General features: G+C 54.1%; 2 protein-coding genes. One reads left to right on the forward strand and one right to left on the reverse strand.

Annotation, left to right across the window (positions count from 1 at the left end):
- Nucleotides 1–184: 184 nt before the first annotated feature.
- A complete protein-coding gene (locus HMPREF2959_RS05395) occupies nt 185–826 on the reverse strand; it encodes a GrxB family glutaredoxin (protein ID WP_083314142.1) in 642 nt (213 codons plus the stop codon).
- Nucleotides 827–968: 142 nt separating this feature from the next.
- Between HMPREF2959_RS05395 and HMPREF2959_RS05400 the strand changes: the two genes are divergently transcribed.
- On the forward strand, nt 969–3182 hold the full coding sequence (locus tag HMPREF2959_RS05400) for a RelA/SpoT family protein (protein WP_002243789.1): 2214 nt from the start codon (nt 969–971) through the stop codon (nt 3180–3182).
- Nucleotides 3183–3299: the final 117 nt, after the last annotated feature.

Consider the following 3299-nt stretch of genomic DNA (forward strand, 5'->3'; position numbering starts at 1 on the left):
TTAATTTTATTGGAAAGCTATAAAAGGAACTATAACTTTACACACTAGTCACTTCTTTTTAAGAGGCAAAAGGGATTGGGAAGGTCGTCTTGGAGATAAGCACTGGTATTTCGGCCAATGGTAAATAGAGTTTACCTCAAATAGGGTAGAACCTCCTTCATCTGTCAGTTAATAACAGCCACTTTTACAATGCCCTGTCAAAATAAAGCGGCACGCCCGATTTTTCACTCATCGTCATCAAATAACCCATCACCTTTTGGGGCCATTCGATGCCGCGCACCACGGTCAGATTCCTCAAAACGGGGAAAACCAAAATATCCTCCATACCGATTCCGCCGTTGATGCCGTCTGAAGCACCGTCCATCAAATTTTCCAACTCTTGCAAATCTGCGTTTATCCGTTCGAGGTATTGGGCGGTTTTATTCAAATTGGCGGAAAAGCTGCCGATGCTTTTCTCTTTTTTGTCCGTGAAATATTTAACCGCTTCGGCAGTAGCGAACTCGGGCAGCCCGATTTTGATTACGCGCGGCTGCACCAGTTTGTTGTTGTATCCGTCCACCTTGTCCAACCACGCCTGTATCTCGGGGCGGACTTCGTCTTTCAGACGGCCTTCGCGGTCGAAATGCCGCACAATGTCCAAACTCTCGCCCATAAACGAACCGTCTTCTTTTTGCAGGACGGGCACTTGTTTCGCGCCAATCATACCGATCGGCGTTGCCTCGTCGTCGTTTGCCAGCACGGCTTCTTCAACGTCCGCGCCAAACAGCCCGGCAGCCATCCGCGCACGAACGCAAAACGGGCAATGGTCGTAAATATACAGTTTCATCAAAATATTCCTCGTCAACCTGTCGGTACCGGCTACCTTAACACCCCGCGCCGCCCGAAACAAGTTTATCTTCCCGCCTATGCACCGTAAATAAATAAGCTGTTACAATAAACTCGTTTTTATCGGAACGGAAGACCCAATCATGACCGCCATTAGCCCGATTCAAGACACGCAAAGCGCGACCCCGCAAGAATTGCGCGAATGGTTCGACAGCTACTGCGCCGCGCTGCCGGACAACGATAAAAAACTTGTCTTAGCCGCCCGTTCACTGGCGCAGGAACATTACCCCGCCGATGCCGCCACGCCGTATGGCGAGCCGTTGTCCGACCACTTCCTCGGTGCGGCGCAAATGGTCCATGAACTCGACCTGCTGCCCGATGCCGTCGCCGCCACCCTGCTTGCCGACATCGGACGCTACGTCCCCGACTGGAATCTCTTGGTTTCCGAACGCTGCAACAGCACCGTCGCCGAGCTGGTCAAAGGTGTGGACGAAGTGCAGAAACTTACCCACTTCGCCCGCGTGGACAGCCTCGCCACGCCGGAAGAACGCGCCCAGCAGGCCGAAACTATGCGGAAAATGCTGCTGGCGATGGTTACCGACATCCGCGTCGTGTTAATCAAACTGGCGATGCGTACGCGCACCCTGCAATTTTTAAGCAACGTCCCCGACAACCCCGAAAAACGCGCCGTCGCCAAAGAAACCCTCGACATCTTCGCCCCGCTCGCCAACCGCTTGGGCGTGTGGCAGCTCAAATGGCAGCTCGAAGACCTCGGCTTCCGCCATCAAGAACCCGAAAAATACCGCGAAATCGCGCTGCTTTTGGACGAAAAACGTACCGAACGCCTCGAATACATCGAAAACTTCCTCAATATCCTGCGTACGGAACTCAAAAAATACAATATCCACTTTGAAGTCGCCGGCCGTCCGAAACACATCTACTCCATTTACAAAAAAATGGTGAAGAAAAAACTCAGCTTCGACGGTCTGTTCGACATCCGCGCCGTGCGGATTCTGGTTGATACCGTCCCCGAGTGTTACACCACACTGGGTATCGTCCACAGTCTCTGGCAGCCCATCCCCGGCGAGTTCGACGACTATATCGCCAACCCCAAAGGCAACGGCTATAAAAGTTTGCACACCGTCATTGTCGGCCCGGAAGACAAAGGCGTGGAAGTACAAATCCGCACCTTCGATATGCACCAATTCAACGAATTCGGTGTCGCCGCCCACTGGCGTTATAAAGAGGGCGGCAAAGGCGATTCAGCCTACGAACAAAAAATCGCCTGGTTGCGCCAACTCCTGGACTGGCGTGAAAACATGGCGGAAAGCGGCAAGGAAGACCTCGCCGCCGCCTTCAAAACCGAGCTTTTCAACGACACGATTTACGTCCTGACCCCGCACGGCAAAGTCCTCTCCCTGCCCACGGGCGCAACCCCCATCGACTTCGCCTACGCCTTACACAGCAGCATCGGCGACCGTTGCCGCGGTGCGAAAGTCGAAGGGCAGATTGTGCCGCTGTCCACCCCGCTCGAAAACGGACAGCGTGTCGAAATCATTACCGCCAAAGAAGGGCATCCTTCCGTCAACTGGCTTTACGAAGGCTGGGTCAAATCCAACAAGGCAATCGGCAAAATCCGCGCCTACATCCGCCAGCAAAACGCCGACACCGTGCGCGAAGAAGGCCGCGTCCAACTCGACAAACAGCTTGCCAAACTCACGCCCAAACCCAACCTGCAAGAGCTTGCCGAAAATCTCGGCTACAAAAAGCCAGAAGACCTCTACACCGCCGTCGGACAAGGCGAAATTTCCAACCGCGCCATCCAAAAAGCCTGCGGCACGCTGAACGAACCGCCGCCCGTACCCGTCAGCGAAACCACCATCGTCAAACAGTCCAAAATCAAAAAAGGCGGCAAAAACGGCGTGCTCATCGACGGCGAAGACGGTCTGATGACCACGCTTGCCAAATGCTGCAAACCCGCGCCGCCCGACGACATTGTCGGCTTCGTTACCCGCGATCGCGGCATTTCGGTACACCGCAAAACCTGCCCCTCTTTCCGACACCTCGCCGAACACGCGCCCGAAAAAGTACTGGACGCAAGTTGGGCGGCGTTGCAGGAAGGACAAGTGTTCGCCGTCGATATCGAAATCCGCGCCCAAGACCGCTCCGGGCTTTTGCGCGACGTATCCGACGCGCTCGCCCGCCACAAACTCAACGTTACCGCCGTGCAAACCCAGTCCCGCGACTTGGAAGCCAGTATGCGGTTCACGCTCGAAGTCAAACAGGTCAACGACCTCCCGCGCGTCCTCGCCAGCCTCGGCGACGTCAAAGGCGTATTGAGCGTTACCCGGCTTTAAATACAAAAATGCCGTCTGAAAGCCGAATAACGCTTCAGACGGCATTTTGATTGCCGGGGTTTGCTATTTTTTGTTGCATAGTCAATTAAAAACAAAATAGTACAATACTCAACTTTG

This window comes from Neisseria sp. HMSC070F02, from assembly GCF_001814225.1.
Lineage (GTDB): Bacteria > Pseudomonadota > Gammaproteobacteria > Burkholderiales > Neisseriaceae > Neisseria > Neisseria meningitidis.